At 60.9% G+C, this 25,628-nt stretch carries 19 protein-coding genes; 5 read left to right on the top strand and 14 right to left on the bottom strand.

What is annotated here, in order from left to right; all coding sequences use genetic code 11:
• Positions 1-43 precede the first annotated feature (43 nt).
• From murC to ACR0MI_RS14325, 4 genes are all read right to left on the bottom strand, one after another.
• Entirely contained in the window at positions 44-1,453 is a 1,410-nt protein-coding gene (murC, locus tag ACR0MI_RS14340; RefSeq protein WP_170615232.1) for a UDP-N-acetylmuramate--L-alanine ligase, read from the bottom strand.
• Positions 1,450-2,547, bottom strand: a complete 1,098-nt coding sequence (locus tag ACR0MI_RS14335; RefSeq protein WP_170615230.1) for a UDP-N-acetylglucosamine--N-acetylmuramyl-(pentapeptide) pyrophosphoryl-undecaprenol N-acetylglucosamine transferase — start codon at positions 2,545-2,547, stop codon at positions 1,450-1,452. The genes murC and ACR0MI_RS14335 overlap by 4 nt, the downstream gene beginning before the upstream one ends.
• Positions 2,547-3,710 (bottom strand): putative lipid II flippase FtsW, encoded by a 1,164-nt coding sequence (gene ftsW / locus ACR0MI_RS14330; protein ID WP_170615228.1) that lies wholly within the window; start codon positions 3,708-3,710, stop codon positions 2,547-2,549. The genes ACR0MI_RS14335 and ftsW overlap by 1 nt, the downstream gene beginning before the upstream one ends.
• A 165-nt stretch (positions 3,711-3,875) precedes the next feature.
• Positions 3,876-4,928, bottom strand: coding sequence for a Hint domain-containing protein (locus tag ACR0MI_RS14325; protein ID WP_170615226.1), 1,053 nt, complete (start codon positions 4,926-4,928; stop codon positions 3,876-3,878).
• A gap of 235 nt (positions 4,929-5,163) precedes the next feature.
• Between ACR0MI_RS14325 and ACR0MI_RS14320 the strand changes: the two genes are divergently transcribed.
• The gene (locus ACR0MI_RS14320; RefSeq protein WP_170615446.1) at positions 5,164-6,342 is read left to right on the top strand and encodes a BaiN/RdsA family NAD(P)/FAD-dependent oxidoreductase; all 1,179 of its coding nucleotides are present in this window, start codon (positions 5,164-5,166) and stop codon (positions 6,340-6,342) included.
• Here ACR0MI_RS14320 and ACR0MI_RS14315 read toward each other — a convergent pair.
• The 9 genes from ACR0MI_RS14315 to mraZ all read right to left on the bottom strand — a co-directional run bounded on the left by ACR0MI_RS14315 (position 6,339) and on the right by mraZ (position 16,035).
• Entirely contained in the window at positions 6,339-6,713 is a 375-nt protein-coding gene (locus tag ACR0MI_RS14315) for a glycine zipper family protein (RefSeq protein WP_170615224.1), read from the bottom strand. The genes ACR0MI_RS14320 and ACR0MI_RS14315 overlap by 4 nt on opposite strands.
• Positions 6,714-6,819: 106 nt before the next feature.
• A complete protein-coding gene (murD, locus tag ACR0MI_RS14310) occupies positions 6,820-8,217 on the bottom strand; it encodes a UDP-N-acetylmuramoyl-L-alanine--D-glutamate ligase (protein ID WP_170615222.1) in 1,398 nt (465 codons plus the stop codon).
• A 150-nt stretch (positions 8,218-8,367) separates the two neighbouring features.
• Positions 8,368-9,450, bottom strand: coding sequence for a phospho-N-acetylmuramoyl-pentapeptide-transferase (gene mraY, locus ACR0MI_RS14305; RefSeq protein WP_170615220.1), 1,083 nt, complete (start codon positions 9,448-9,450; stop codon positions 8,368-8,370).
• Positions 9,451-9,490: 40 nt separating this feature from the next.
• Positions 9,491-10,885: a UDP-N-acetylmuramoyl-tripeptide--D-alanyl-D-alanine ligase gene (locus tag ACR0MI_RS14300; RefSeq protein ID WP_170615218.1), complete on the bottom strand. Its 1,395-nt coding sequence runs from the start codon at positions 10,883-10,885 to the stop codon at positions 9,491-9,493.
• Complete coding sequence (locus ACR0MI_RS14295) at positions 10,882-12,363, bottom strand: UDP-N-acetylmuramoyl-L-alanyl-D-glutamate--2,6-diaminopimelate ligase (protein WP_170817075.1); 1,482 nt, start codon at positions 12,361-12,363, stop codon at positions 10,882-10,884. The genes ACR0MI_RS14300 and ACR0MI_RS14295 overlap by 4 nt, the downstream gene beginning before the upstream one ends.
• 22 nt (positions 12,364-12,385) lie before the next feature.
• The gene (locus ACR0MI_RS14290) at positions 12,386-14,173 is read right to left on the bottom strand and encodes a peptidoglycan D,D-transpeptidase FtsI family protein (RefSeq protein ID WP_170817076.1); all 1,788 of its coding nucleotides are present in this window, start codon (positions 14,171-14,173) and stop codon (positions 12,386-12,388) included.
• Positions 14,170-14,538 (bottom strand): cell division protein FtsL, encoded by a 369-nt coding sequence (gene ftsL, locus ACR0MI_RS14285; RefSeq protein ID WP_170615212.1) that lies wholly within the window; start codon positions 14,536-14,538, stop codon positions 14,170-14,172. Before ftsL ends, ACR0MI_RS14290 begins: the two co-directional genes overlap by 4 nt.
• Positions 14,535-15,527, bottom strand: a complete 993-nt coding sequence (rsmH, locus tag ACR0MI_RS14280) for a 16S rRNA (cytosine(1402)-N(4))-methyltransferase RsmH (RefSeq protein WP_170615210.1) — start codon at positions 15,525-15,527, stop codon at positions 14,535-14,537. The genes ftsL and rsmH overlap by 4 nt, the downstream gene beginning before the upstream one ends.
• Before the next feature lie 4 nt (positions 15,528-15,531).
• The gene (gene mraZ / locus ACR0MI_RS14275) at positions 15,532-16,035 is read right to left on the bottom strand and encodes a division/cell wall cluster transcriptional repressor MraZ (RefSeq protein ID WP_170615208.1); all 504 of its coding nucleotides are present in this window, start codon (positions 16,033-16,035) and stop codon (positions 15,532-15,534) included.
• A gap of 897 nt (positions 16,036-16,932) precedes the next feature.
• On the opposite strand from mraZ, the gene ACR0MI_RS14270 reads away from it, so the two are divergent.
• A complete protein-coding gene (locus ACR0MI_RS14270; protein ID WP_170615206.1) occupies positions 16,933-17,157 on the top strand; it encodes a DUF1127 domain-containing protein in 225 nt (74 codons plus the stop codon).
• A 375-nt stretch (positions 17,158-17,532) separates the two neighbouring features.
• Positions 17,533-17,823 (top strand): DUF1330 domain-containing protein, encoded by a 291-nt coding sequence (locus ACR0MI_RS14265; protein WP_170615204.1) that lies wholly within the window; start codon positions 17,533-17,535, stop codon positions 17,821-17,823.
• Here the strand turns inward: ACR0MI_RS14265 and ACR0MI_RS14260 are convergent.
• Positions 17,820-20,216, bottom strand: coding sequence for a UvrD-helicase domain-containing protein (locus ACR0MI_RS14260; protein WP_170615202.1), 2,397 nt, complete (start codon positions 20,214-20,216; stop codon positions 17,820-17,822). The two genes, ACR0MI_RS14265 and ACR0MI_RS14260, sit on opposite strands and share 4 nt — an antisense overlap.
• A 689-nt stretch (positions 20,217-20,905) precedes the next feature.
• On the opposite strand from ACR0MI_RS14260, the gene ACR0MI_RS14255 reads away from it, so the two are divergent.
• Complete coding sequence (locus ACR0MI_RS14255) at positions 20,906-22,063, top strand: alpha-hydroxy acid oxidase (RefSeq protein WP_170615198.1); 1,158 nt, start codon at positions 20,906-20,908, stop codon at positions 22,061-22,063.
• A gap of 124 nt (positions 22,064-22,187) precedes the next feature.
• Positions 22,188-25,625, top strand: coding sequence for a pyruvate carboxylase (locus ACR0MI_RS14250; protein WP_170615196.1), 3,438 nt, complete (start codon positions 22,188-22,190; stop codon positions 25,623-25,625).
• The last annotated feature ends 3 nt before the right edge of the window (positions 25,626-25,628 follow it).

The following is a 25,628-nucleotide window of genomic DNA, read 5'->3' as shown; positions in this document are numbered from 1 at the left end:
AGCATATCACACTTTTGGGTTGTGCGCCAAATGAGCGCGGGGGTCAAACAGCTTGTTTTCGCTGCAATCTTTCGGGCAATCCATTGGCCCAAGCGCTGATTGTACCAGCACCGAGGCAGACGACCATGTCGCCTGGACGGGCCTGTTCCCGGACAAGGCGCTCCAGATCGTCCTCGCTCAGGATTGCACGGGAATGGCGGTGGCCATGGCGGATCAGGCCTTGCACCAGAGCATCGCGCGAGGCGCCTTCGATCGGGTCTTCCCCGGCCGCGAACACCTCGGCGATGGCGACCACGTCGGCGTCGTTGAAGCAGGTGCAGAAGTCATCAAACAGGTTCGACAGGCGGGTATAACGGTGCGGCTGGTGCACGGCGATGACACGGCCGTCGGTGGCCTGACGGGCCGCCTTTAGCACGGCGGCGATTTCAACCGGGTGGTGGCCGTAGTCGTCGATGATGGTGACACCGTCGACTTCCCCGACCTTGGTGAAGCGGCGGTTGACACCGCCGAAATTCGCCAGCGCCTCGCGGATTTCCGACGCCTTCATACCCAGATGACGGGCGACAGCCACTGCAGACAAGGCGTTCGAGACGTTGTGGTCGCCCGGCATCGGCAGGGTGCAACCTTCGATCACCTTATCTTCGTATTGCAGGTGGATGTCGAAATGCGCCACACCGCCCTTGTAGGTCAGGTTCACTGCCCGCACGTCCGCCTGCGCGTTGAAACCGTAAGTGCGGACGCGGCGATCGGTGATGCGGCCCACCAGCGCCTGCACTTCGGCATGGTCCGTGCAGCAAACGGCCAGACCGTAGAACGGCAGATTCGTGACGAATTCATAGAACCCGTCGCGCAGTGTGTCGAAATCGCCCCAGTGCTCCATATGCTCGGGGTCGATATTGGTGACGATAGCGATAGTTGCAGGCAGTCGGTTGAACGAGCCATCGGATTCGTCGGCCTCGACCACCATCCATTCGCCCTGCCCCATGCGCGCGTTGGAACCATAGGCATGGATGATGCCGCCATTGATGACGGTCGGGTCGAAATCGCCCGCCACCATCAGTTCGGCCATCATGGTGGTTGTCGTCGTCTTGCCGTGGGTTCCGGCGATGGCGATGTTGGATTTCAGGCGCATCAGCTCGGCCAGCATGTCGGCGCGGCGGACAACTGGCAGGCCCTGCGCACGGGCTTCGTCCAGTTCGGGATTGCCCGGCTTGATCGCGGTCGAGACAACGACAACAGCGGCGTTCTTCAGGTTCTCGGCGCGCTGCCCCACGAATATCTCGGCCCCCAGACTGGCCAGACGATCCGTGATTTTGGAAGCTTTCAGGTCAGAGCCCTGTACCCGGTAGCCAAGGTTCAGCAACACCTCGGCGATGCCAGACATCCCGATCCCTCCGATCCCGACGAAATGGATCGGCCCTACGTCCTGCGGCAGTTTGGTTGCTGGGGTCATGCGGTCTCCTTCTGCGCCAGATGTTCGACAAGGGCTGTCAGTCGCTCGGTTGCGTCCGGCGCCCCCGCGGACAAGGCGGCACGGGCCATTTTCTGCGCGGCTTCGGGGTTGGTCAGAACCGTGGTGATTTGCTGTGTCAGCGAGGCAACGTCAAGTGCATTTTCGGGGATCATGATCGCCCCACCCGCCTGAACCAGTCCGCGCGCATTGGCGGTCTGGTGGTCCCCTGCCGCGGCAGCAAAGGGGATCAAGATCGAGGGGCGGCCGATCACTGAGATATCGGCGACACTGGATGCGCCCGAACGGCTGATGACCAGTTGGGCATCTGACATGCGGCGGGGCACATCGTCGAAAAAGGGTTGAACATCGGCGCGAATGCCGTGGTCGCTGTAGAACGCGGTGACCCGTTCGCCATCTTCGTCGCGCGCCTGATGAGAGACGCGGATATGGTTGCGGATATCTTCGGGCAGTTCGGCGATGGCTCCGGGCACCATATCGCTTAGGATGCGTGCGCCCTGCGAGCCACCCATCACCAGGATCGACATCGGGTAATCACCCGGCGGGATATACCCTGCTGCGGCCCGATCCAGAACAGCAGCGCGAACCGGGTTGCCGGTATGGATGCCATGTGCACCTTCGGGCAGATCTGTGGGCCAGACGCCGCAGGCCACTTGTGCAACACGGGTGGCGAACAATTGGTTCACACGGCCCAGTACCCCGTTCTGTTCATGGATCATGCGGGGGATTTTCAGCATGGTCGCCGCACCCAACGCCGGAATCGAAGGATAGCCGCCAAAGCCCACGACCACATCCGGGCGGTCGCGCATCATCTGAAACGCCATCCCCGTTACACCGGCGGCGATCCGGGGCCCGACCATCGCCTTGGCCGCCAAGCCACCACGTGCGAAAGTGGCCGAAGATGCCTCGACAATCTCGGTCGCGTCGGGGAAGGCCCCGGTGTACCGGGCGCCACGGGCATCGGTGGACAGGCGCACGCGCCATCCTTTTTGCAGCATCGCCTCGGCCAGCGCCTGCGCCGGGAACATGTGGCCCCCGGTGCCGCCCGCCGCAATCAGAAGGTAGGGTTTGCTCATCAACCTCGTCCGCGCAGAATATCACCCAGTTCGCCCTGTGGGCGGGTGCGGGTAAACGCCAAAAGCATGCCGACCGCAATGCCGCCTGCAATCAGCGATGAGCCGCCGTAGCTGACGAACGGCAGCGTCATGCCCTTGGCGGGCAACAGGCGCACGGCAACGCCCATGTTGATCATCGCCTGAACGCCGAACATGCAGGCCAGACCGGTTCCGGCCAGACGGATGAACATGTCTCGTTCGCGCATCAGGCGCAGCAGCGACCGCACGACGATCAGTGAGTATAGCGCGATGATGATCAGCACCAGGATCAGGCCGTACTCCTCGGCCGCCACGGCGATGATGAAATCCGTATGCGCGTCGGGCAGCGACCATTTCACCTGCCCCTCACCGACGCCGACACCAAAAAGCCCACCCTCGCGGATGGCGTTGGTGGCATAGCCCAACTGGGTGGTCGGATCGACCTCCTGGTTGAGGAAACCGTCGATACGGCGGGCGAAGTGTTCCGAGTTCGAGTAAGCGAACATGCCGCCCAGAACCACAAATGCGGCCATCCCCACCAGCAACAGCATCGGTGCGCCTGCCACGAAGTACATAACACCCCAACCAAACAGGATCAGGCACGCCTGCCCGAAATCGGGTTGCATCACCAGCATGCCGACAATCGCCATGCACAGCGCGAAAGACCACAACCGCCCCGGCGGGCCGTTGATTTCCTGTGATGCGGCAAGAAGCCATGCAGCCACGACAACAAACCCGGGTTTCAGAAACTCGGACGGCTGCAGCGAGGCAAACCCGAGCGAATACCAGCGCACCGCGCCTTTGCCGAAATCGGTGCCGAAGACGGGCAGAAAGGCCAGCGCCACAAAGGAAGCCAGAAAACCCAGCACCGCCAGACGTCGCACCAATGTCGGCGACATCATCGAGGTCAGCAGCATTGCGATCAACGCCAATCCGCCGAAAAACGCCTGACGTTCGACATAGTGGAACGGGTCGAACCCGTTGCGCCCCGCCAGTGGCGGTGATGAGGCAAGCCCCAGCAAAAGCCCGATGACAAACAGGATCAGAACACAGGACATCGTCCAGCGATCAATCGTGCGCCACCACTTTGGTAGAATCGGTTCGCCGCGCTGGTCCTGGACCGCGCCATACACCATCTCAGTCATGAGATACCGCCACTTTCTGCCTCGTTCACGTCCCGTTTTCGGGATCTGATTGAGAGTCTAACGCGATTTTTGCGTTTGGGCCAGTGGAATGAGGGCGGTCAGCGGAATTCCCATCGCGAGAATGCCAGGGGCTCCGTGCCCCCAAGACTGTGGTGAGGGTGGAACTCAGGCCTCGGAAACCAGCGGCTTGCTGTTTTTCAGATGCCGCTTGACCAGTGTCCGCGTTTGCCCTCCGGTCCGCGGGATGATCCGCGCCATTTCGGGCGCATAGGTTTCGGACATGATCTCGGGAAACAGTTCTGCGATTTCGGCGGTGGCCTCTTCACCTATGCCTTTGAGGGCCTGTGGTCCGGTGAACAGGCTTTCCGACGGCGCCCCTTCGGCAAAAATCACCTCATGTCGATCAAACAGTATGTGGAAATACGTCACCTGCTGGTCGTCTTCTTCGATGGAAATACCAGGCATCCCAACCAGCTCGTGCGCAGGCACCAGAACCTCGGGCTTGGAAAACATTCTGGCCGCGATCGGGGATCGGACCAGCATCCGATGCTGCCGGGAGACTCGCAGGTCGTCTTTAGGCAGACCATTCCCAAGCGCACCCCTGGCGATCCGAACCGGCCGCAGCTTTGGCTTGACCCTCAGATCAATGCTGTCCAGTTCGCGCGAACCGATCCAGCGGATTATCTGGGGCCCATTGTCCAGGGTCGTGACCACATCGCCCGGAATCAAGGTCTCGATCCGGCGTGGACCATCAGGCGTCTGGATGCTTGTCCCTTCCACAAAGCAAGGGACAACAGTGTCGACATCGATGTCCGGGCCATTGTCTATAATGGCGGTGATGGTCAGCGTCGTGTTTAGGGGCGGTATGGTCCCGCCGATGAAGCCCAGAAAATACCCGTCCTCGCTGTCGACCCCGATCGAATTTCCATCCCCGTCGAGGTCATAGTCGAAAAGGCCGATCTGGTAAGTATTCGTGCCGTCCGTCACCGAAACGGTGAAATCCCAGAAGATGATCTCTCCGTTCAGGGTCTGGGTCGGGTCGTTGCCGGTCTCGTTTGAGATGTTGTCGCCATCGATAATCGTGGCGTCTGCGCCGTCCTGGATCGTGATCTGGCTGTAGGCCGATATCTGGAACGTGGATCCCACGACAGTGGATGAAGCCCCTGCATCGGACAATGTGCTGTCAGACCGAAAGGCACCATATACGTTCGTGGGCATGCGGCCCCTCCACCAAATTTATTAACGCAGACAAATAGTCACTTTACCGAAGAATTCGTAGGATTTGAGGCTCGTGCAGGTCAAGTGCCGCCGCGGGAAAACTTCGAAGTTGTGACCGGCAGGCAAGTCCTCGTCGTGCCGCCCACCTGTTGGAAAGACCGAAACCAAAGAAAATGGGGCGTTGGAAAACATCTCGCCCTTGCGGTTGCGGGAAAACCGGGCCATGCGCTTGCACATGACCTTTGACACGATCATCCTTGGTGCCGGAGCCGCCGGCATGATGTGCGCTGCCCACTGTGGCGGGCGTGTTCTCGTGGTCGATCATGCCAAGGCGCCCGGTGAGAAAATCCGCATCTCGGGTGGTGGGCGCTGCAACTTTACCAACATGTATGCAGGGCCGCAGAACTTCCTGTCGCGAAACCCCCATTTCTGCAAATCGGCGCTGGCGCGATATACGCAGTGGGATTTTATCGATCTGGTAAACCGCCACGGCATCGCCTGGCATGAAAAAACTCTGGGTCAGCTGTTCTGCGACGGGTCGTCAAAGCAGATCATTCAGATGCTGCTGGACGAGATGCAGCGTGCGGGGGCCGAACTTTGGATCCGAACCGAACTGAAGGACCTGCGCAAGGCCGAAGGCGGCTTTGCACTGGATGTCGAGCGTGAAGGTAAACGCCTGAGCCTGACCTGCGCCAATCTGGTGCTGGCCACGGGTGGCAAGTCGATCCCCAAGATGGGTGCGACCGGGCTGGCCTATGACCTCGCCCGGCAGTTCGGGCTAAGGCTGACGGAAACGCAGGCGGCGCTGGTGCCTTTTACCTTTTCGGACGGCAAGTTCCGGGACCTGTCTGGCGTGTCCCTGCCCGCACGGTTGTCAAACGCGCGGACCAGTTTTGACGAGGCACTGTTGTTCACCCATCGCGGCCTCAGCGGACCATCGGTGCTGCAATTGTCGTCCTATTGGCGCGAAGGTGAGACGATCAGAGTGAACCTGATCCCGGATCTGCCGCTGTTCGACATGCTGCGGGACCAGCGGCAAAGTGGTGGCCGCAAGGCCCTGACCACGGAACTGGCGCGCCTCCTTCCCGCGCGATTGGTGGATTACCTGAAACAGTACATCTCGATGCAGGGCAATCTGGCGGATCAGTCCGATGCCGCGCTGAACGACCTGATCGCTGCCCTGTCCGACTGGGAACTGACGCCTTCCGGCACGGAAGGCTATCGCACGGCCGAGGTCACGCTGGGCGGAATTGACACCGACGGCCTGTCGTCCAGAACGATGGAGGCCAGGGATGTCCCCGGCCTCTATGCGATTGGCGAAGCTGTGGATGTCACCGGCTGGCTGGGCGGTTACAATTTCCAATGGGCGTGGTCTTCGGGCTACGCCGCCGGAACTGCAATCGCGGGGCGTTAGCCGACGACGTTGTACCCGCGTCCGCGCATGCAGTTGCGCACGATAACTTCCTTGTTCTGGTTTTTCGCGATGACATCCGCGCCCGCGCCGATCACCGCCCCGGCGGCGGCGGCCCTGCCCAGGTTGGAACTGCTGTCCTGAATGATGGCGGTCGTGGCGGCAGCACCCGCCGCGCCGATCGCCGCGTTGCCGGCGGTCGAGCCGTCAACGCTGGCCTGCGACGCCGCCAGCTGCTGGCATTGCGCCAGATCCGAATTGTAGTTCGGACCAACCGGGCCATCGATGACCGGTTGGTAATTGGCACCGGAGTTGGCGCAGGCGCCCACCAGAACAAGTGCGGGAACGACAAAAAGTGACTTGCGATTGAGCATTTTCGTGACCTCGTATTGATTTACCCGCAGGTAATACCGCCGGGGACAGTCTTCAAGCAGGCAGGGTCCAAGCCTGCCCGAACCGGCGGTCTATTGCAAACGCGGCTCAATCCAGCCGTTGGCGCACCTGCGCGGTGAAGTCATCTCCGCGCTGCTCGAAATTGTCGTACTGGTCGAAACTGGCCGCTGCCGGAGCCAGCAATACCGTTTCACCCGGCTGCGCGTCCTGCATCGCGCGCTCGACCGCCATGGCCATCGTGGTGCAGATTTCGGTCTCGACCTCAAGCTGCATGGCGAATCCTGCGGCCTCGCGCCCGATCACGTAGGCTTTGCGGACCTGATCCTTCACGTCGTTCAGGCCGGACAGGCCGCCGTCCTTTTCCAGCCCCCCACAGATCCAGCGGATGTTGCGGAACGCGCTCAGCGCCTTTACCGCGCTGTCCACATTGGTCGCCTTGGAATCGTTCACATAGGTCACATCGTTTGCTTCGGCGATGATCTGGCTGCGATGCGGCAGGCCGGGATAGCTGCGCAGGGCCTGCTCGATCATTTTTGGCGCAAGCCCCACTGACCGGCAGGCAGCATATGCGGCGCAGGCGTTCTGGTGGTTATGCGCCCCTGGCAGTCCCTTGATCCCACGCAGGTCGATTGATCCGGCCTGGCGCCCCTTGCGGTACTCCGAAAGAAACCCCTTGCGGGCAAAAACCTGCCAGCCCGGCCCGGTCAGCTTGCGCGCAACCGATACCCGGATGACGCGGTCGTCGGCAGGGCCTTCGGACATCTGACCGGCCAGAAACGCGCCTTCGGCCTCACCCACGCCGATGACCGCGCGATCCGGTCCGCCTTCGGCAAACAGGCGACGCTTGGCGGCGAAATACCCGCCCATGCCGCCATGGCGGTCCAGATGGTCGGGCGAGAGGTTGGTGAACACAGCCACATCCGGCGTCAGCGCACGGGCAAGTTCGGTCTGATAGCTGGAAAGCTCAAGCACCACGACCGAACCATCACCGCCGGGATCAATATCCAGCACTCCGCGTCCGATATTCCCGGCCAGCTGCGCCTCGCGTCCGGCCTCGGTCAGGATGTGGTGAATCAGTGCCGCGGTGGTGGATTTGCCGTTCGACCCGGTTACGGCGATCACACGTGGCGGGGTGTCAAAGTTGTTCCATGTCTGATCCGCGAATGACCGGAAGAACAGGCCGATATCGTTGTCGACCGGCACACCGGCCTCAAGCGCGGCCGCCACGACCGGGTTGGGTTCGGGATAGAGATGCGGAATGCCGGGGGAGACGATCAGAGTGGCGATGTCATCGAAGGCCCCATGACGCCGCAGATCGGCACAGGTGAACCCTTCGCCTGACGCTATGTCACGCGCCGTCGGGTTGTCATCCCAGCAGATCGCATCGGCCCCACCCGCCCGCAGCGCACGCGCCGTGGTCAGACCGGACCGGCCCAGCCCCAGAACCGCAACTTTCTGCCCTGAAAACCCTTTGACCGGGATCATGCCGCCACCCTTCCTACGACCTTCAATTGGCCGCCACACTGCGCAGAAGACCTGACCGAAGGCAAGGGTCCGGAAAGGCTCGCGCGGCAGCGCGAGCCGGGCCCAACAGGTGGCAGGCGGACCGCAGGTCCGCCGAACCTGGCGGGAGCGTTAGCGGACCTTGAGCGTCGCCAGACCGATCATTGCCAGGATCAGCGAGATGATCCAGAAGCGGATGACGATGGTGGGTTCCGCCCAGCCCTTTTTCTCGTAATGGTGATGGATCGGCGCCATCAGGAACACGCGGCGACCTGTGCGTTTGAAATACAGCACCTGAATGATCACGCTCAGCGCCTCGACCACGAACAGCCCGCCGACAACGGCCAGTACCAGCTCGTGTTTGGTGGCCACGGCAATTGCGCCCAGCGCCCCGCCCAAGGCCAAGGATCCGGTGTCACCCATGAAAACCGCAGCCGGCGGCGCGTTGTACCACAGGAACCCAAGCCCCGCGCCAAAGAGCGCCGAGGTGAAGATGAAAATCTCACCTGTGCCTGGCACGTAATGCACATCCAGATATTCGGTGAAGTCGACCCGCCCCACCGCGTAGGCGATGATGCCCAGCGTCGAAGCCGCAATCATCGCGGGCATGATCGCCAGACCGTCCAGACCATCGGTCAGGTTCACCGCATTGGCGGCCCCGACAATCACCACGATCGAGAAGGGAATATAAAAGATCCCCAGATTGATCAGCGTGTCCTTGAAGATCGGCAATGCCAGCTGGCTTTGCAGCATTTCGGGGTGATTCAACGTTGCCCAAAGCGCCGCCAGGGCTGCAATGATGATGCCCAGCGCCATGCGCATTCGGCCGGACACGCCTTGTGTGTTCTGCTTGGACACTTTGGCATAATCGTCGGCAAAGCCTATGGCCGCATAAGCCAGAGTGACGAACAGTACCATCCAGACATACGGGTTATCCCATCGCGCCCAGATCAGCGTCGATGTCACCAGCGCCCCAACGATCAGCAACCCACCCATCGTGGGCGTTCCGGCCTTGGAAAAATGCCCCTCTGGGCCATCATCGCGGATCGGCTGACCTTTGCCCTGCTTGCGGCGCAGCACGTTGATCAGCGGTTTGCCGAACAGGAAGCCGAAGATCAGCGCCGTCATGAAGGCACCGCCTGCACGGAAGGTGATATACCGGAAGAGGTTCCAGAAATCTCCTCCGTCCGACAGGCCGGTCAGCCAATACAACATAGCGATACCTTTCTCACGCGGTGGTCACGGGGGCAAACGCTCATGACCCGGGCGCGCCCACTTGCCCCATTTTGCGCAAACCGTCAACAATACGGGCCAGCGCCATGCTCAGCGAGCCCTTGGCCAGAACGGTGTCTCCATCCCGGACCAGTTCCGGCAGGCGGTCGGCCATCTCGGCGCTTGTCTCAAACCACAATCCCCGTTTTTCTGCGGGCAACGCCTGATGCAACGACTGCATCAGCGGGCCGATGCAATGGATCTGATCGACCTCGCCCATGGCAGGCAGGTCAGCCATACCGGCGTGCATGGCGATTTCCTGCGCGCCCAACTCCTTCATATCGCCCAGAAATGCGATCCGGCGGGAGCCGCGCGACGCGGCCAGTACATTCAGCGCCGCCTCCATCGAGGTGGGGTTGGCGTTATAGCTGTCGTCGAGCAGTTCGATATTGCCGCCTTCAGCCAATGTGACTTGCTCGCGCACACCGCGCCCTTTGACCGGCGACCATTGCCCCAGTCCAGCGATCGCCTGATCAAGGTCCACACCCATTTCGACACAAGCTGCCAATGCACCCAATGCGTTCATGGCAAAATGCAGACCAGCGGACCTGACGCCAAAACGGATCGTTTTGCCGCCCACCATTGCCGTTGCGGAAACCGAATCGACCTCCTGTGCCGCGCCTTCCAGAATGAAATCCTGCCCATCGCGGCCAAATTCGACTGTTTTCAGGCCGAGCTTCTGCGCACATTCCCGCAGGATGTGCGCGTGTTCGATGTCCGCATTGACGATGGCTGCGCCGCCTTCGGTCAGTCCCTCAAAAATCGCGGCCTTTTCCCGGGCGATAGCAGCTACCGACTCGAAGGCTTCGAGGTGAACCGCCGCCACGGTTGTCACCAGCGCCACATGCGGCTTTGCCTGCCGCGCCAGCGGCGCAATCTCGCCCGGGTGGTTCATGCCGATCTCGATCACCGCGAATTCGGTGTCGCGCGGCATCCGGGCCAGCGTCAACGGCACTCCCCAGTGGTTGTTGTAACTGGCAACGCTGGCATGGGTCCTGCCCTGCGTTTCCAGAATCGTTGCAAGCATTTCCTTGGTCGAGGTCTTGCCGACGCTGCCGGTCACGCCGACAACTTTCGCATTTGTCCGGGCGCGTGCGGCCTGACCCAGCGCTTCGAGCCCCGCCTGAACATCGTCGACGATCAGCAACGGCGCGTCGTCTGGCACGCCATCCGGAATACGCGAGACCAGCGCTGCGCCTGCGCCCTTCTCAAGCGCCTGCGCCACAAAGTCGTGCCCGTCACGCGCGGCCTTCAGTGCGACGAACAGATCGCCCGGCTGGATGGTGCGGGTGTCGATGGACACGCCGTTTGCTTCCCAGTCAGAGGTCGCACGCCCGCCGGTTGCCGCGGCTGCCTCAGTCGCTGTCCAGAGCGTCATGCCACCCTCCCGTCCAGTGCGGCCACGGCGATACTGGCCTGTTCCGCATCGTCGAACGGCAAAACCTGATCGCCGACAATCTGGCCCGTCTCGTGCCCTTTGCCCGCAATCAGCAGCGCGTCACCCGGTTGAAGCGCGTCGATGCCACGCAGGATGGCTTCGGCGCGGTCACCCACTTCGGTGGCTTCCGGCGCGCCATCCATGACGGCGGCACGGATCGTGGCCGGATCTTCGCTGCGCGGGTTATCGTCGGTGACAAAGACGATGTCAGCGTGATCAGCCGCAGCCCTGCCCATCAGCGGGCGCTTGGTGGCATCCCGGTCCCCGCCCGCGCCGACGATGGCGATCAGGCGACCCATGACATGCGGGCGCATCGCTTTCAGCGCCGTGGCGACCGCGTCAGGCGTGTGGGCGTAATCGACAAAGACCGCAGCCCCGTTTTCGCGGGTTGCGGCAAGCTGCATCCGCCCGCGAACCGTTGTCAGGTACGGCAGGGTTTCGAACACACGCTCGGGTTCATCGCCAGCCGCGATGACCAGCCCGGCGGCCAGCAGTACGTTTTCGGCCTGAAACCCCCCGATCAGGTTCAGGCGGGTCAGATGCGTTTTGCCCTGCCACGAAAACCGCAAATCCTGCCCGGTCGCGTCAAAGCGCTGGTTCATCAGGCAAAGGTCCGCATCGCCCAGCCCGACTGTCAGGACGGTCTGACCGCGCTGTTCGGCAATCCGGCGCACCTGGGCCCCCTTGGGATCGCTCAGATTGACGACGGCTGTTCCATCCTGCGGAAGAACCCGGTCGAACAGGCCCATTTTCGCGGTGAAATACGCCTCGAACGTTTCGTGGTAATCCAGATGATCCTGCGTGAAGTTCGAGAATCCGGCGGCCGAAAGGTGCACACCGTCCAGGCGGCGCTGCTCCAGTCCGTGCGAGGACGCCTCCATCGCGGCGTGGGTCACGCCATTCCCCGCTGCCGCCGCCAGACAGCGATGCAAGGTGATAGGTTCCGGCGTGGTGTGGACCAGCGGCGCGGTCCATGCGCCTTCGACACCGGTGGTGCCGAGGTTCACGGCGGCGTGGCCAAGCTCGGTCCAGATCTGGCGGACAAACGTGGCAACCGAGGTTTTGCCGTTGGTCCCAGTGACGGCCACGATGGTTTGCGGCTGCGCGCCGAACCACAGGGCTGCGGCGCCTGCCAGCGCCTGACGCGTATCTTCGACAACAATCAGGGCCGCGTCCGATGCAGCCAGTTCGCTGGCCGCGATCTCAGCGCCCCTAGCATCGGTCAGGATGGCGGCGGCTCCCATGCGCAGGGCGAACTGGATGAATTCGCCCCCATGAACGCGTGTCCCGGGAAGCGCTGCGAAGAGAAAACCGTCTTTGACCTCGCGGCTGTCAACCGCCAGACCGGTGATGTCGGGATTCGCGCCGCCCCGCGCGGTCAGGGCCAGTTGGCTTAGTTTCTTTGACCTTGCGCCCATGACCCACCTCTTGTCCGACGGCCTAGTTCGAGGTCAGCGTTATAGCAGCGCGCGCCTCAGGCTCAAGCCGGGGTCTGAGGCCCAGCAAAGGTGCGACCCGGCCGATCAGTTCGGCAGCCACCGGGACGGCCGTCCAGCCTGCCGTGCGGCGTTTTTCGCCATAGGCCACGATCGACGGTTCATCGAGCGTGACGATCAGAACGTATTTCGGGTCGTAGGCCGGGAAGATCGTCGCAAAGGTGGCGATGACCTTGTCGTCATAGTAGCCCCCGCGCGGTTTTGGCTTGTCGGCGGTGCCGGTTTTGCCCGCAACATCATAGCCTGCAACTTCACCAAAGCTGGCGGTCCCGTCCGTCACGACCTTGCGCAACATCTTCTGGGCCTGCTGCGCCGCATTTGGCGACAGCACACGGGGCCCGTATTGCGGACCGTTCTTTCGCAGGATCGTGGGGCTGACATAGTGGCCGCCATTGGCGATCGACGCATACCCGGCCGCCAGATGCATGGGGCTGGTCGACAGACCGTGACCATATGAGATGGTCACAGTGCTCAATTCGCCCCATTTCTTGGGCTTCAGGGGCGCGCCACCTGCGGCCTCGACAATTTCGAACGGGGTGGGTTCGAACATGCCCAGCGATTCAAGGAAATCCTGTTGTCGCTGTGCGCCAATTTGCAGGGCCAGACGCCCGGTGCCCCGGTTCGAACTGTGGACGATCACGTCCGCCACGCTGATCTTGCCGTAGTTCTTGCCGTTGAATTCACCAATCGGAAAGCGCCCGATCTTCATCGGCCCCGAGGTGTCGATGATGGTGTTCGAATTCACCAGCCCAAGCTGGACCGCCTGCGCGGCGGTGAAAATCTTGAAGACCGATCCCAGTTCGTAGACACCCTGAACATAACGGTTGAACAGCGGGCTGTCCGAGGGATCAAACCCCGAAGTCGGCGGGCGCGGACGGTCGTTGGGGTCAAAGGATGGCAGGGAGGCCGCCGAAATCACCTCACCCGTGTGGGCATTCATCAGGACAGCCGAAGCACCTTTGGCATTCATGATCTTCATGCCGCCGTAAAGCACCTGTTCGACCGCGGCCTGAACGGTCAGGTCCAGCGACAGTTGCAGCGGCTTGTTTCCGTTGGCCGGATCGCGCAGATAGTCGTCAAACTGTTTTTCAACACCGGCAACGCCAATCACCTCAGCCGCGCTGACGCCTTCGCGACCAAACCCCGACCCACCGAGGATATGCGCGGCCAGCCTGCCGTTCGGATACAGCCGCATCTCGCGCGGGCCGAACAGGATGCCGGGGTCGCCGATGTCGTGCACCGCCTGCTTTTGCTCGGGCGAGATACGTTTCTTGATCCACAGAAACTTGCGGTTGCCAGTGAAATCCTTGACCAGACGATCCTTGTCGAGATCGGGGAAGATGGCCACAAGCTGATCGGCGGCGGCAACCGGGTCGATCATCAGCGGCGGCTGTGCATAGACCGAATACGTGTCCAGATTGGTCGCCAGAATGCGCCCGTCGCGGTCGACAATATTGGCGCGCTGCATGGCGATGGCCGCACCGGGGGCGCTGGCCAGTGGCTCCTGCGCTTCGGACGTGGCAAGCATTCCCATCCGCACGCCAACGACCGAAAAAGCGCAAAAGAAGAACAGCCCCAGCACCAGAAGACGCCCTTCGGCACGGGCGCGGGCGCGGTCTTTCATGCCCTCGTGACGTTGGCGAATGTTCTCGCGCTCGATGGCCTTGGGGTTTTCGCCCCGGGCGCGGGCGTCAAGGATGCGCGCCAGTGGGCGCAGAGGCGTGCGGGTCATGGAAACTGTACCTCGCCCAGCGCCTGAATGCTTGTGATGGCCTGCAGTTCGATCGGATCAACGATCGGCAGGTCGGGGTCTTCGGCATAGGCAATCTGGTCGGCGCGCCCGAACTGCTCGGCCCGCAGCGGCAGCAGACCAAGCCGTTCAAAGTTCAAATCCGCCAGTTCGCGCAGCCGGTCGGGTCGGTTCAGATAGGCCCATTCGGCGTTCAGCACGGCCAGCCGAACCTGCGCCATGCCAATTTCACGTTGCAGACCCTGCGTTTCCTTCAGCACCTGCTGGGTGCGGTAATTCTCCTGATAGGCCCACAACGCCAGTCCGAACACGGACAGAGCAGTCAACACATACAGAACACTCTTCATCTTGCCCTTCCCCCCAGTTGCGGCATGCCGATTGCACGGGCGTCAATTTCCCCTGCAGGCGCCTCGGTTCGTACAGCCACACGCAGCTTGGCCGAGCGCGCGCGCGGGTTTTCCAGCAATTCCTGATCATCCGGGCCGACGGCTTTACGGGTTTTCAGGGTGAATTGCGGCTGTTCCTGTTCCATCTCGGGCGCATAGCGATTGGCGCGGCCCGTTTTCCCTGCGCGCGCCTGGAAGAACCGCTTGACCATCCGGTCTTCGATGGAATGGAACGTCACAACGGCCAGTTGCCCGCCCGGTTTCAGCGCGCGTTCGGCGGCCATGAGGCCCTGAAACAATTCCTCGTATTCGGCGTTCACGGCAATGCGCAGCCCCTGAAAGCTGCGGGTCGCCGGGTGCGACTGCCCCGGTTTCGGGCGCGGCAGGCAGGATTCGATGATTTCAACCAGACGCAGGGTCGTTGTGATCGAAGCATCCGTCCGCGCCCGTGCAATCGCTTTGGCGATGCGGCGGCTGGCGCGTTCTTCGCCATAGTGAAACAGGATGTCGGCCAGTTGCGCCTCGGTTGCGGTATTCACCAGATCGGCTGCGCTTTCGCCATCCTGACTCATCCGCATGTCCAGTGGACCGTCCTTCATGAACGAAAATCCACGCTCGGCCTGATCCAGCTGCATGGACGAAACACCAAGATCCAGCACGACACCGTCCAGATCCTGAGCGTATTCATCCAGTTGCGAGAAAACGCCGGGCTGCATCACCAGTCGGTCGCCGTAGTCACCTGCCCATCCGGCTGCCATCTCAAAAGCCAGAGGATCGCGATCGACACCGATAACCTTGTCGGCGCCAGCCTCGAGCAGCGCACGCGTGTACCCGCCCGCACCAAAGGTTCCGTCCAGCCAAACGCCCGAGACGGGCGCAACGGCGGCCAGCAAAGGACGCAGCAAAACGGGGATATGGGGTTTGTCGGAAGGGGACCCGGCGCCGGCCATGCCGTTACGCGTCCCCGACGCCGTCTAGGAACTCCAGAGGATCAAAGTCCTCGGGCTGATCGTCCAGCCAGTCTTCGGCCGCGGCCAGTTCTTCGGTCTCGTAGGTTTCGGGCTTCCAAATCTGGAACGTGTCGCCAGCGGCGATAAAGAAGGCCTCATTCCCAAGCCCGATCTTGTTGCGCAGCTTGGCCGGCAGGACCAGACGCCCGGTTTCGTCGACCGTTGTCGGGAAGGACTGGCCATGGAACATACGCTGCAGCATCTTGCGCTGCATCGACCCGCGCGGCAGTGCATTAATCTTTTCGTCGACCTCGTCGATCGCCTGCATTGTATAACATTCAAGGAACTTGCGGCGGTGATCCCCGTAGACAATCACCAGTTCGGGGGTATCTCCAGGTTGCCAGTTGGGGTCCGAAGCCTCTAGCACACGGCGAAACGAGGCCGGGATCGAAACCCTGCCCTTCGTATCCACCTTGTGGTGGCTTTCACCTCTGAACCTGCGCGCCAAGACGACTGTCCCTTTCGCTTGCGCCCCACTTGATCTTTACGTTCCCCCCTGATGAAAAACGGCGGGTTGATCTGCTGCCACTGATCAACCCGCCGCATTCGCCCGCTGTGCGGGGATGTCCAGCTGCGCGCGCCACCTGGGGGGATGTCTGCTCGCCCGCGCGCCGGATCTGTTAAGTGATGAAAGCGAGATGCCTGTATGAAACCTGATTGTTTTTGGTCGGGGTCGTTTGGTGCCCCATCTGCCTCGTCCTCATCGGATGTATTAGGGATGACATGGGAAATCATGGAAATCAACAATTTTTTTGGGCACTGACGTATTCCGGACGCAATCCACGCGCGAAAAATCAACATAAACTTCACCAGTAGATACCATAAATAGACACTCTTGGTCGACTACACACAACATATCCACGGAATTTGCTCAGCCCAAATTGTCCCATGATTTCCCAGAAAATTTGAAATTCTCCTACTTCGGTTGGTGAAAAATCGGTATTTTGCCGAACACCGCCTCGAATCAACCGTGTCGGATGGCGCAATTACCCCACACACATCGCAAGAACACCGGCAGCCCATGAATTCCCATCCGGAATGCAAGGGCCCCTTAACATGTGAATGTGCATGTGCCGAACGATCGGCCTGGACACCATTTCCATTCCTCCATCACGCCCATGCGCCGGACAGCTTCACCCAAAAGCACACCCGCCGAAGCCCCAAAGGTGACCCTACGGCACCCGCTACCCCTGGGCGCGACTGCCCCAACAATTTGATATCTATGCATTTGCTGCATAGCGGCATTGATAACGCCCGCTATTGTGCATCTGCAGCATTTGCCTATTTTCATCCTCAAGCAAACGCCGGAAAACTTCGGCAAACGATCAAGTCAGAGGCATTGAAAATGGCAGTCGCAACCAACCACTCCGCGCTTGGCAATGCACCGGCAACCGGGCTGGTGGCACTGTTTGAAGCAGTAAAAACACGTTTTGTTCGCTATCGCCTGTACCGCCAGACACTCAACGAGCTGTCAGGCCTTTCGAACCGCGAACTGGCCGATCTGGGCCTGCAACGCTCGATGATCCGTCAACTGGCCCTGCAGGCCGCTGCGGATTACACCGCGCAGTAAGCGCACAACAGTTTAACGAGATCAGGTCCGTCCTCCTCCCTTTGGACCTGCATTTCGGCGGCGGCATCTCTCCTCCTCCCTGATGCTGCCGCCCCAAATACCGGCCCTGACAGCCGGGACATGACACATCGGGGCTCTCCTCCTCCCTACCCCGATGTTGAAAGCACGCGGCGACACTTATTCTCCTCCCTTGTGTCGCCGCGTCTTCCTCATACCGGGATCAGACCCGGGTTCGGATACATCGGGGCCTTCCTCCTCCCTGCCTCGATGTTGAAAAGAACGGCGGTTCCCCTTCCTCCTCCCTGGGAACCGCCGTTTTTTGTTTGTGCTTGTGTGTGTAAGGTGAAGCCGGAACCGAAGTTTCAGGAGTTTCCAATGGCTGCATATTTCATCGCCCAGATCACAATTCACGACCCAGACGGATACCAGAAATACCTTGAAGGGTTCATGCCGGTCTTTGACAGGCACGGAGGTCGCCTTCTGACAGTATCATCCAAACCAGTGGACGTGATCGAGGGCACCTGGGCTGAGGAAGGGATAGTCCTTATGGAGTTTCCGTCGATCGAAGCCGCAAAGGCATGGAAAGACGATCCCGACTATGTCGCACTGGCGAAAATCCGGCACAAGACCGCGACGGCAAACATGGTTCTGGTCGAAGGCCTTTAAAACGGAACGTCATCCTTGGCGGACAGAAAGCGCGAGACAACCTTCTTCATGCCCGCCTTGTCAAAATCGACCTCGACCTTGTCCCCTTCGATACCGATCACTGCGCCATAGCCGAATTTCTGGTGGAATACCCGTTCGCCCAGCGTGAAACTGGCCACCGCGGTCGCATCGATGACGGTGTTGCGGCTTTCGCGCGGTTGCGACATGCCATACTGACCCTGCCGCGCCTGCATCCGTTTCCAGCCGGGTGAGTTGTAGACGTTTGCTTCGGCGGCGCGGGTTTCGATCCCGGCCGTGGTCTGACCGCCACCGTAGAGACCCGGAGGCGTCAGAACCTCCACATGATCTTCGGGCAATTCATCGATAAATCGGGACGGCATCGAATTCTGCCACTGACCAAAAACGCGCCTGTTGGCGGCAAAGGATATCGTGCAGACCTCCTCCGCGCGGGTGATGCCGACATAGGCCAGCCGCCGTTCCTCCTCGAGACCCTTGAGGCCAGCTTCGTCCATCGACCGCTGCGAGGGGAACAACCCGTCCTCCCACCCCGGCAGGAAAACGGCGGGAAATTCCAGACCTTTGGCGGCATGCAGGGTCATGATCGACACTTTCGCGCCATCCGATTCCTGCTCGTTATCCATCACCAGACTGACATGTTCCAGAAAGCCCTGCAGGTTTTCAAAATTGTCCAGCTGGTTGACCAGTTCCTTGAGGTTTTCCAACCGCCCCGGGGAATCTGGATTCTTGTCGTTCTGCCAGTGCGCCGTATAGCCGGATTCGTCGAGGATAATCTGCGCCAGTTCGATATGAGTATGTTCCGGTTCGCCAAAGCGCGTGGGAGCGGTGCCATCATCAATGACTGAATCGTCGTCAACCTCGATCCTTGGACCCCGGGTCATTGCGTTCCAGCGGGCCAGCCCATCGACAAGCTGGCGCAAGGCCGTGCCGCCCTTGCCTTTGATCAGCCCTTGTTCGACCGCGACCCGCGCGCCTTCGACCAAAGAGACGCCATTCTGTCGGGCGGTCGCCTGAATCGTCTGCTGCGCCTTGTCGCCGAGGCCACGTTTGGGCGTATTTACGATCCGCTCGAACGCCAAATCGTCTTCGGGGCTGATGACCAGCCGGAAATAGGCCATGGCATCGCGGATCTCCATCCGCTCATAGAATCGCGGACCGCCGATGACCTTGTAGGGCAATCCAATGGTCAGGAACCGGTCCTCGAAGGCACGCATCTGGTGGCTGGCGCGCACGAGAATGGCGATTTCATCAAGGTTCATCGGCCGCACGCCACGGGTGCCGCCCTGCATCGCATCGATTTCCTCGCCAATCCAGCGCGCTTCTTCTTCGCCATCCCAGTGGCCAATCAGCCGGACCTTTTCGCCGTCCTGCTCATCGGTCCAAAGCTCTTTGCCCAGGCGATTTTCATTGCCGCGAATAACATTCGACGCGGCGGCGAGGATATGCGGGGTCGAGCGGTAGTTCTGTTCAAGCCGGACGACATAGGCGCCGGGGAAGTCTTTCTCGAACCGCAGAATGTTGCCCACCTCGGCCCCGCGCCAGCCATAGATCGACTGGTCATCATCGCCCACGCAACAGATGTTCTTGTGACCGCCCGCCAGCAACCGCAGCCACAGGTACTGGGCGATGTTGGTGTCCTGATACTCGTCCACCAGAATGTAACGGAACCACCGCTGGTATTGTTCCAGCACATCCGCATGTGTCTGAAAGATCGTGACCATGTGCAAAAGCAGATCACCGAAATCCACCGCGTTCAGCTCGCTCAGACGGGTCTGGTACTGGGCGTAAAGGTCGACGCCCTTGTTATTATAGGCTCCGGCATCAGCAGCAGGTATCTTGTCGGGTGTCAGTGCACGGTTTTTCCAGTCATCGATGATTCCCGCCAGCATCCGCGCAGGCCAGCGCTTGTCATCAATATTGGCCGCCTGAACCAGTTGCTTGAGCAGGCGCAACTGGTCGTCGCTGTCCAGAATCGTGAAGTTCGATTTCAGCCCCGCAAGTTCGGCGTGGCGTCGCAGCAGCTTGACGCAAATCGAATGGAACGTGCCAAGCCACGGCATCCCTTCGGCGGGCTGGCCGAGAAGGCGGCCGACACGCTCTTTCATTTCACGCGCAGCCTTGTTGGTGAATGTCACCGACAAGATCTCGTTGGGACGCGCGCGACCGGTATTCAGCAGGTGCGCGATCCGGGTCGTGAGAGCCTTGGTCTTGCCGGTCCCTGCCCCGGCCAGCATCAGAACCGGACCGTCAAGCCGTTCAACTGCATCGCGCTGCGCCGGGTTGAGATCATCCAAATAAGGCACGGCACGCGCGGTCATTGCCTTTTGGGACAGCGATGCGCCCTCGAAGGCGTCCATTTCGTCAAAACTGCTCATGCCCCCAAACTACGCCGGATGCGGCCCGAGGGAAAGGGTTTGTTCACGGCTTGTTCACAAAGAAATCGCAGAAGATAATATACTGGATTCCAGATTAAACCTTTGTGTACATCCGGCGATCTTACCTTTCTGCAAAAGTTTGTTTCTGATGACCGGTCCATTGCTGTGGGAGAGCAGCTGATGAAGCAGGCGACATGGGCGGTGCGAAGTTCGCGGCTGAAAATGGTAGGCGTTACGCTGATGCTGATCGCCCTATCGGCGGCAGCCGGTTGGGGAATTAACGCCTTACCCGCGCGTGAAGGATGTCCAGCTCACCTTCAATACCACTGTCGAAGATAATTGGCAGGTCCGTCGATGCCTTGACCCGCGCAGAAAAAGTACGGCAGGCGGTTGAATTCGGTGCGGTCAGATATAGTGAAAAATCCCTGCCCCGCATTGCGACTTCGGTGGGGGTCGCCCATTACCCGGCGCATGGAACCATGCCACAAGATCTTCTGCGCGCAGCGGATGACACCCTCTATACAACCTAGGACCGGGCCCGAAATCAGGTGCAGATTGCCAACTCCGCGTCCTGCGGCGCAGACATCGGGGACAGCCGGGTTCGAAACAAGGGGGCCAAAATCAAACCGTCTTCCTCGACAGCCGCTTGAAAAACTTGCCGAATCGCGCGGCAAATCGGATCAATCCTCATGGACCTGCACAGCACATATCCCGGCATTGCCGATTTGAAACGCCTTGCGCGGCGTCGGTTGCCCCGCTTTGTCTGGGAATTTGTGGAAAGTGGCACCGGCGCTGAAACCCTGATCCGGCGCAACCGCGAAGCGCTTGACCGGGTTACACTGACCCCGTCGATCCTGCATGGCGAACTGGAGTTCGACACAGGAAAGAAGCTGCTGGATCACGATTGCGCCCTGCCGTTCGGTATCGCACCCATTGGAATGTCGGGGTTAGTCTGGCCGGATGCCGAAGGCATTCTGGCCCGCGCTGCGGCCACGGCCAACATTCCCTACACCTTGTCTACGGTCGCCAGCCAGATGCCCGAAGATCTGGCCGGCCACATCGGCGAAAACGCCTGGTTTCAATTGTATCCGCCACGGGATCCCGACATCCGCACCGATATGCTGGCCCGCGCGCGCGATGCGGGATTCCGGACGCTGGTGCTGACTGCGGATGTACCGGTTGCATCTCGGCGCGAACGGCAGGTGCGGTCCGGGTTGACACATCCGCCAAGGCTGACGCCGCGCCTGCTGGCGCAGATTTCGCGATGCCCGGCCTGGGCCATGGGGATGCTGCGTAAGGGACCACCCAGAATGCGCACGCTCGAGAAGTATTCGGACAGTAGCCTCAACCTCCCTCCTACGGCACATATCGGGTATCTTCTGAGAACGTCGCCGGACATGGAGTACGTATCCTGGCTGCGCGACAACTGGGATGGTGCATTTGTCGTCAAAGGCGTCCTGCGGCCGGAAGATGCCGTTTCGCTGCAAAAGGCGGGCGTTGACGCCATATGGGTGTCGAATCACGGTGGCCGTCAGTTTGACGGCGCGCCCGCCAGTATCGATGCGCTACCGGCCATACGCGCAGCGACGGACCTGCCGATTATCTTTGACAGTGGTATTGAAGGTGGGCTGGATATCCTTCGTGCGCTGGCCCTTGGCGCGGATTTTGTCATGCTGGGGCGCGGGTTTCTCTTTGGTCTGGCGGCGTTAGGCGAACGCGGCCCCGCTCATGTCATCGACATCCTGCGGCAGGATCTGAAGGCCAATATGGGCCAGTTGGGCCTCGCAAGTTTACAAAATGTGACATCTGCAATCACAAATATTGATGCTGCATCGCAGCATGTGTAAGTAGATTGCGCCAACAGGCGGCGTTTGCGAGCGATAACATGCCGGTTCTACCCAGAACGACTGATATACGTGCGCGTATTGTCCGCCTATGAACACGGCCACACCATAAAGACCGGGACCTGACATGACCGACTTCAAAAAGATCCTGATCGCCAATCGCGGCGAGATTGCTATTCGCGTGATGCGCGCGGCCAACGAGATGGGCAAACGCACCGTTGCCGTCTTTGCCGAGGAGGACAAGCTTGGCCTGCATCGCTTTAAAGCGGATGAGGCATATCGCATTGGCGAGGGGATGGGGCCGGTTGCCGCTTATCTGAGCATAGACGAGATCATCCGTGTCGCCAAAGAATGCGGAGCGGATGCGATCCATCCGGGCTATGGCCTGCTATCGGAGAACCCGGACTTCGTGGATGCCTGCGTCCAGAACGGCATCACTTTCATCGGTCCCAAGGCCGAGACCATGCGCGCGCTTGGCGACAAGGCCAGTGCCCGTCGTGTCGCCATCGAGGCAGGAGTTCCGGTGATCCCGGCGACCGAGGTTTTGGGCGATGACATGGACGCGATCCGCAAGGAAGCCGCCGAGATCGGCTATCCGCTGATGCTCAAGGCGTCCTGGGGCGGCGGCGGGCGCGGTATGCGCCCGATCGAGTCCGAGGACGAACTGGAAGAGAAAGTCCTGGAAGGTCGTCGCGAAGCCGAAGCCGCATTCGGCAATGGCGAGGGCTATCTGGAAAAGATGATCACCCGCGCCCGGCATGTCGAAGTGCAGATTCTGGGCGACAAGCATGGCGAGATCTACCATCTCTACGAACGCGACTGTTCTGTCCAGCGCCGGAACCAGAAGGTCGTGGAACGCGCCCCCGCCCCTTACCTGAGCGAGGAGCAGCGTGCCGAAATCTGTGAGCTGGGCTGCAAGATCTGTGCCCATGTGAACTATGAATGCGCGGGCACGGTCGAATTCCTGATGGATATGGAAACCGGCAAGTTCTACTTCATCGAGGTCAACCCGCGCGTTCAGGTGGAACACACCGTCACCGAGGAAGTTACCGGCATCGACATCGTACAAGCCCAGATTCTGATCGCCGAGGGCAAGACGCTGGCCGAGGCGACCGGGGCCGCCAGCCAGTCGGACGTTCAACTGAACGGCCACGCCCTGCAAACCCGGATCACCACCGAGGACCCGCAGAATAACTTCATCCCCGATTATGGCCGCATCACCGCCTATCGCTCGGCCACGGGTATGGGCATCCGTCTGGACGGCGGCACGGCCTATGCGGGCGGCGTGATCACGCGGTACTACGACTCGCTGCTGACCAAGGTGACCGCTTGGGCACCAACGCCGGACAAGGCGATCCATCGGATGGACCGCGCGCTGCGTGAATTCCGCATCCGCGGCGTCAGCACCAATATCGACTTTGTCATCAACCTGCTGAAGCACCCGACCTTCCTGTCGAACGAATACACCACCAAGTTCATCGACACGACGCCAGACCTGTTCCAGTTCAAACGCCGTCGGGATCGGGGCACCAAGGTTCTGACCTATATCGCGGACATTACCGTGAACGGGCACCCCGAGACCAAGGATCGTCCCGAACCGCGCGCCGATCTGAAAGAGGCCAGGCCCCCTGCCCTGAAGGGTGAGCCCAAAATGGGCACCCGCAACCTGCTGGAGCAGAAGGGCCCGCAGGCCGTGGCCGACTGGATGAAGGCGCAGCGGCAGTTGCTGATCACCGACACCACCATGCGCGACGGCCACCAATCCCTGCTGGCGACCCGGATGCGGTCAATCGACATGATCAAGGTGGCACCGACCTATGCGGCGAACCTGCCGCAACTGTTCAGTGTTGAATGCTGGGGCGGCGCGACCTTTGACGTGGCCTATCGCTTTCTTCAGGAATGCCCGTGGCAGCGTCTGCGTGACCTGCGCGAGGCGATGCCGAACCTGATGACACAGATGCTTCTGCGCGGCGCGAACGGTGTTGGCTATACCAACTACCCCGACAACGTGGTGCAGGAGTTCGTGCGTCAGGCCTCGAAGAATATCGACGTCTTCCGCGTATTCGACTCGCTGAACTGGGTCGAGAACATGCGCGTGGCCATGGATGCGGTGGTTGAAAACGGCAAGATCTGTGAAGGCACCGTCTGCTATACCGGTGACATTCTGGACCCCGATCGCGCCAAGTATGACCTGAAATACTATGTCGGCATGGCGAAAGAGCTGCGCGACGCAGGTGCGCATATTCTGGGTCTGAAGGACATGGCAGGCCTGCTGAAACCGGCCTCGGCCAAAATCCTGATCCGCGCGCTGAAGGAAGAGGTCGGTTTGCCGATCCACTTCCACACGCACGACACCGCCGGTATCGCCAGCGCCACGATTCTGGCCGCGTCCGAGGCGGGCGTGGACGCGGTGGATTGCGCGATGGACAGCTTCAGCGGCAACACCAGCCAGGCGACGCTGGGCACCGTTGTCGAGGCGCTGCGCCATACCGAGCGTGACACCGGACTGGATATCAAGGCCATCCGCGAGATCAGCGATTACTTCGAAGCCGTTCGCGGCCAGTACGCGGCCTTTGAATCCAGCCTGCAGGCCCCTGCATCGGAAGTGTACCTGCACGAGATGCCCGGCGGCCAGTTCACCAACCTCAAGGCGCAGGCGCGTTCGCTTGGGCTGGAGGAACGCTGGCACGAGGTGGCGCAGATGTATGCCGACGTGAACCAGATGTTTGGGGACATCGTTAAGGTGACGCCGTCCTCCAAGGTGGTCGGTGACATGGCGCTGATGATGGTCAGCCAGGGGCTGACCCGCGCCGACGTGGAAAGCCCCGAAACTGATGTGGCCTTCCCGGATTCTGTCGTCGACATGATGCGCGGCAATCTGGGTCAGCCTCCGGGCGGGTTCCCCGATACGATCATCAAGAAGGTCCTCAAGGACGAAGCGCCCAACACCCAGCGCCCCGGCAAGGACGTTCCCGCCGTTGATCTTGAGGCTACCCGCGCCGAACTGTCGAAGCAACTGGAAGGCAAGGAGGTCGATGACGAGGATCTGAACGGATACCTCATGTATCCCAAGGTCTTCCTGGACTACATGGGCCGCCACCGGGTTTACGGCCCGGTCCGGACCCTGCCAACGCGCACCTTCTTCTACGGCATGGAGCCGGGCGAAGAAATCACGGCCGAAATCGATCCGGGCAAAACGCTTGAAATCCGCTGTCAGGCGATTGGTGAAACCGATGAAAAGGGCGAGGTCAAAGTTTTCTTTGAACTCAATGGTCAGCCCCGTGTCATCCGGGTGCCGAACCGTCTGGTAACTTCGACCACGCAGGCCCGGCCCAAGGCCGAGGCCGGCAACCCCAACCATATCGGCGCGCCGATGCCGGGTGTTGTCGCGACCGTTTCAGTCACCGCCGGTCAGGAGGTCAAGGAAGGCGACCTGCTGCTGACCATCGAAGCGATGAAGATGGAAACCGGCATCCATGCCGAACGCGATGCGGTGGTCAAAGCGGTTCACATTCAGCCCGGCGGCCAGATTGACGCAAAGGACCTTTTGGTCGAACTGGAATAAGCC

This window comes from Ruegeria sp. D4 (assembly GCF_056534475.1).
The sequence above is the reverse complement of the archived record's forward strand: the minus strand, read 5'-3'. Positions and strand labels throughout refer to the sequence as shown.